The sequence below is a fragment of the Coprobacter sp. genome (assembly GCF_982436375.1).
Map to the genome: position 1 here is coordinate 1 of NZ_CEWDCG010000217.1, position 4645 is coordinate 4645.

5 protein-coding genes and 1 tRNA gene are annotated in these 4645 nt (G+C 36.4%); 5 read left to right on the forward strand and 1 reads right to left on the reverse strand.

Going from position 1 to position 4645, the window contains the following annotated elements:
- Positions 1-33 precede the first annotated feature (33 nt).
- Together rsmG and AC1WHX_RS10570 are read left to right on the forward strand one after the other, a co-directional pair.
- On the forward strand, positions 34-660 hold the full coding sequence (rsmG, locus tag AC1WHX_RS10565) for a 16S rRNA (guanine(527)-N(7))-methyltransferase RsmG (protein WP_009317117.1): 627 nt from the start codon (positions 34-36) through the stop codon (positions 658-660).
- Positions 661-676: 16 nt separating this feature from the next.
- The gene (locus AC1WHX_RS10570) at positions 677-1318 is read left to right on the forward strand and encodes an MBL fold metallo-hydrolase (protein WP_039927699.1); all 642 of its coding nucleotides are present in this window, start codon (positions 677-679) and stop codon (positions 1316-1318) included.
- Here the strand turns inward: AC1WHX_RS10570 and AC1WHX_RS10575 are convergent.
- Positions 1310-1900: a uracil-DNA glycosylase family protein gene (locus AC1WHX_RS10575; protein ID WP_009317119.1), complete on the reverse strand. Its 591-nt coding sequence runs from the start codon at positions 1898-1900 to the stop codon at positions 1310-1312. The two genes, AC1WHX_RS10570 and AC1WHX_RS10575, sit on opposite strands and share 9 nt — an antisense overlap.
- A 397-nt stretch (positions 1901-2297) precedes the next feature.
- On the opposite strand from AC1WHX_RS10575, the gene AC1WHX_RS10580 reads away from it, so the two are divergent.
- From AC1WHX_RS10580 to AC1WHX_RS10590, 3 genes are all read left to right on the forward strand, one after another.
- On the forward strand, positions 2298-3554 hold the full coding sequence (locus tag AC1WHX_RS10580) for a putative DNA modification/repair radical SAM protein (protein WP_122338050.1): 1257 nt from the start codon (positions 2298-2300) through the stop codon (positions 3552-3554).
- 4 nt (positions 3555-3558) lie between these two features.
- Positions 3559-4326 carry a TIGR03915 family putative DNA repair protein gene (locus AC1WHX_RS10585; protein ID WP_122338051.1) on the forward strand — a complete coding sequence of 256 codons (768 nt, stop codon included), beginning with the start codon at positions 3559-3561 and terminating at the stop codon, positions 4324-4326.
- A gap of 173 nt (positions 4327-4499) precedes the next feature.
- Positions 4500-4573, forward strand: a tRNA-Asp gene (locus AC1WHX_RS10590).
- Positions 4574-4645: the final 72 nt, after the last annotated feature.

Sequence of the window (4645 nt, forward strand, 5' to 3'; positions counted from 1 at the left end):
TATTAATAACCTATTATTTACGCTAAATATCCGATGCAAATTATTGAAAAATATTTTCCGAATCTAAACGAAAATCAAAAATCCCAATTCGCAACCTTAGACGAACTATATAAAGACTGGAATAGTAAAATCAACGTTATTTCCCGTAAAGATATAGACAATCTATATACCCACCATATATTGCATTCTTTAGGAATAGCAAAAATTATACAATTTACTCCCGAAAGTGCAATAATGGATGTAGGTACTGGAGGAGGATTTCCCGGAATACCTCTGGCTATTTTATTTCCCGAATGCAAATTTCATTTATTAGATCGTATCGGAAAAAAGGTTAAAGTCGCTTCAGAAATAGCACAATCCATCGGACTGCAAAACGTGACATGCAGACATTGTGGAGTAGAAGAAGAAAAAAGCGAGTTCGACTTTGTCGTAAGTCGCGCTGTCATGCCATTAAATGATCTAATGAAACTTATTCGCAAAAATATCCGAAAAAAGCAACAAAATGCAATGCCTAACGGTCTGATTTGCTTAAAAGGAGGAGAACTTCAAAACGAAGTAGCACCATTTAAAAAGATTTCGATCGTGTACAATTTGAAAGAATATTTCAAAGAAGAGTATTTCGATACCAAAAAGGTCGTTTACGTACCTGTCCACAAATAAATAATATATATATATGCTGGTAATTAAGGAGTTCCAATTCAATCCGTTTTCAGAAAATACGTATGTCATATCGGATAGTGAAACCGGTGAATGCGCAATCATAGACGCAGGGTGTTATTATGCAGACGAACAAGATATTCTATCGGGTTACATTATAGACAATAATTTGAAAGTCAAATATCTTTTGGCAACACATTTGCATCTCGATCATAATTTCGGAGACAGACATGTGTATAATACTTTCAATGTCGGATTAACAGCCCATCCCGATGATGCTTTTCTATTAGATAACATGAAAGAACAAGCTTCTATGTTCGGCATACAATTACAAGACCCTCCCATTCCCATTGATCATAATGTCCATGAAAACGATATTTTCAAAATCGGGAAATATTCTTTACGAGCTATACACGTACCGGGACATTCTCCCGGAAGTATCATATATTATTGCAAAGAAGAAAAAATAGCGTTTGGCGGAGACGTACTTTTCAGAGGCAGTATCGGCCGGACGGATTTACCGGGAGGAAACTATAATCAATTAATTACCGGTATTCGAGAAAAACTATTTATACTACCGGAAGATACGGTTATTTATTCCGGACACGGTCCTAGCACAACAATAGGCTTTGAAAAGAAACAAAATCCATATTTACAATAAACCTAATTCTTCGAACATCCGGGCATATACCGCAGCCTTTTCTGACAAAGGTTTAGGATAGGCCCGGGAAGAAGAAGGCATTCTGTAAAAACGCATTTTTCTACTTTGATATTCAAATTCAACAAAGCTTCCGACAGGAGGAATTGCAGACGAAACAAGATCACTCAATATCTCGGTAGCCTTTTGTCCTGTAGTGACAACAGCTTTGCACATTGGCATTTGCTCTAATAAAGTATTAATATCGGCAGCTTCTACAACTTCCAAAAATTTATCAGAGGCATTATCTTTTAACCTCTTTACAGATCGAGCAGTATCACTTAAAGCAATGCCTTTCTCTTCCAAAAAAACGGTAATGCGGTTCTTATCGAATAGTTTTGTATCATCTAAAAAATGATCCTTATCTCCGAAAAAAACGAGTCCGAAAATACGCCACATATCATTTTGAAGATTCGGATAATAAAAATTCATGCTCCAACGTATCTTTTTCGGAGGAAAACTCCCCAACATCAGCATCCGAGTATTTTGTGGAATAAATGGTTTTAACGGATGATTTTCTATCGGTATTATATTCGTGTCATTCATACAACTTGCATTTTTATATTTATAATCGCACGTGTAAAACAGAATACGGCTTTCCGGTACTATCTGTTGCATCACGACCTATTACATGAAATCACTGATGCAAATAAAATCTTACGGCCTGTTCATTTTGCACATTTACGTCAACAAAATTTACGTCCAACGTTACATCATATTCAACCAATTCCGATTTAATGATAATAGTCTAATCTTAATTCTTCAAAAATTACATTGCTTTAAGCATTTTTTAATTACCCAAAAACAGTCCTTAAAAGGACATATTTTCCTGATAAAAAACACTCATTTTTTTAACTCATACAAAGATATAATTTAAGGAACAATTTCTACATAAAAACAAAGTCTTTCTCTATTTTTGCAGTTATCAGAGCGAAATATAATTATGAATGAAAAAGTTCTCGAAAAACTGAAAATTCTTGCGGAATCGGCAAAATACGATGTATCTTGCGCCTCAAGCGGAACTTCCCGCTCCAAAATGACAGGTGGCATAGGAAGTGCTTCGGGCTGGGGTATTTGCCATAGTTTTACAGAAGATGGAAGATGTGTTTCGCTTCTGAAAATCATGCTTACCAATTATTGTATATACGATTGCGCTTATTGTATCAATCGTAAAAGCAATGACTTGAAAAGAGCGACTTTGTCTGTATCAGAGTTGGTTGATCTTACCATTGAATTTTATAGAAGAAATTATATCGAAGGTCTTTTTTTAAGTTCAGGAGTAGTAAATAACCCGGACTATACCATGGAAAGATTGGTAGGAGTAGCAAAAGAATTACGATTGAAGCACCGTTACAACGGATATATCCATTTGAAAAGCATTCCGGGAGCTAGCCGTGAACTAGTAAACGAAGCCGGATTATATGCTGACAGATTAAGTGTAAATATAGAAATTCCTAATGAAGAAAGCCTCAAAATATTAGCACCTGAAAAAGACTTTAAAAGTGTATTTACGCCAATGCGTTACATACAACAAGGGATCTTACAAAGTGCGGAAGAAAAAAAAAGATTCCGCCATGCACCCCGTTTTGCCCCGGCAGGACAAAGTACACAAATGATTGTAGGAGCAACGTCAGATACAGATAAGGATATACTCCGCATATCGTCTGCTTTATATCAGCGACCAACGATGAAAAGAGTATATTATTCCGGATATATTCATGTAAACGATTATGATAATCGATTGCCGGTTCTAAAACAACCTCCATTGGTGAGGGAAAACAGATTGTACCAAGCCGACTGGCTATTGAGATTCTACCAATTCAAAGTAAATGAAATCGTAGATGATGCTTATCCTAATCTCGATCTGGATATCGATCCTAAACTTGCGTGGGCTTTACGTCATCCGGAAATTTTTCCGATAGATATAAACCGAGCAGACTACGAAATGCTTCTGCGAGTACCCGGAATCGGTATAAAATCTGCAAAATTAATCGTTGTTTCCCGCCGTTACTCCCGATTAGGAGCGTCCCAATTAAAAAAAATCGGCGTGGTAATGAAAAAAGCGCAGTATTTTATTACTTGCAACGAACTTCCTATGCAAACAGTAAACGAAATGAATCCACAAAATATCCGCAAACTTTTAGTAGGGAGACCACGAACGAAAGACTCACGACAACTAACGCTCTCTTTTGAAGATTAAAAACATGAATATATTCATATATGATAAAACATTTGAAGGGTTGTTGAATGCAATTTTCGACGCTTATTCTCGAAAAACATTTCCGGATCTTTTACTGAGCGAAGACGAGACTCTTCCACTATTCTATGACGATTTACATATAGTATATACGGATAATGATAAAGCGGAACGGGTATGGAACGGATTGATGAAAAAGTTGTCGAGACCTGCCCTCTCCTGTCTTGCTGCCAGTTGGTTATCTGAATTGCCCGAAATAGATCTATTGATTTTTCGTTATATACGAAAAGCTATAGATTCCCCCTGTTCTATTGAACTGAATTTCGGAGATAATGATGTCTTGGAACTTTCTCAAATCTGGAAAAAAGTACATCGTGAACAACACCGAATTATTCAGCTTCTACGTTTCCAAAAAGCTATGGATGGAACATTCTTTGCAGCAATAGAGCCGATTTATAATGTATTGTCTTTAATTGTTCCTCACTGCAAGGATCGCTTTTCAGACCAGAAATGGATAATTTATGATTTAAAACGAGAATACGGATACTATTATGATCTGTCTTCGGTTACAGAAATACAGTTCGAAAACAGTAGCGCTCATCTTCTATCCGGAATATTAGACAAAAATCAAATGCATCCCGATGAAGAATTATTTCAAAAGCTTTGGAAAGAATATTTCAAAGCAATTAATATTAAGGAAAGAAACAACCCCAAACTACATCGTCAAAACTTGCCTGTAAGGTTTTGGAAACATTTAACCGAGAAACAAAAATAATTTTTATTTAAAACCTGTTTTCTGCATTATCTGATTTTCAACCGATTGTGTATCGAACGATTTTTAATAAAGATTTTCCTGAAAATTTTTCATTCAAGACTGTTGTTAAATCAAAAAATGTGACTATCTTTGCAACGCAAAAGAAAAAAGAAGCGTTCTTAATTTTGTTAACTGGTGCGGTAGTTCAGCTGGTTAGAATACATGCCTGTCACGCATGGGGTCGCGGGTTCGAGTCCCGTCCGCACCGCAAACAATATCTTTAATGAAGATTCGGGGTGTAGCGCAGTCCGGTTAGCGCACCTGCTTTGGGAGCAGGGGG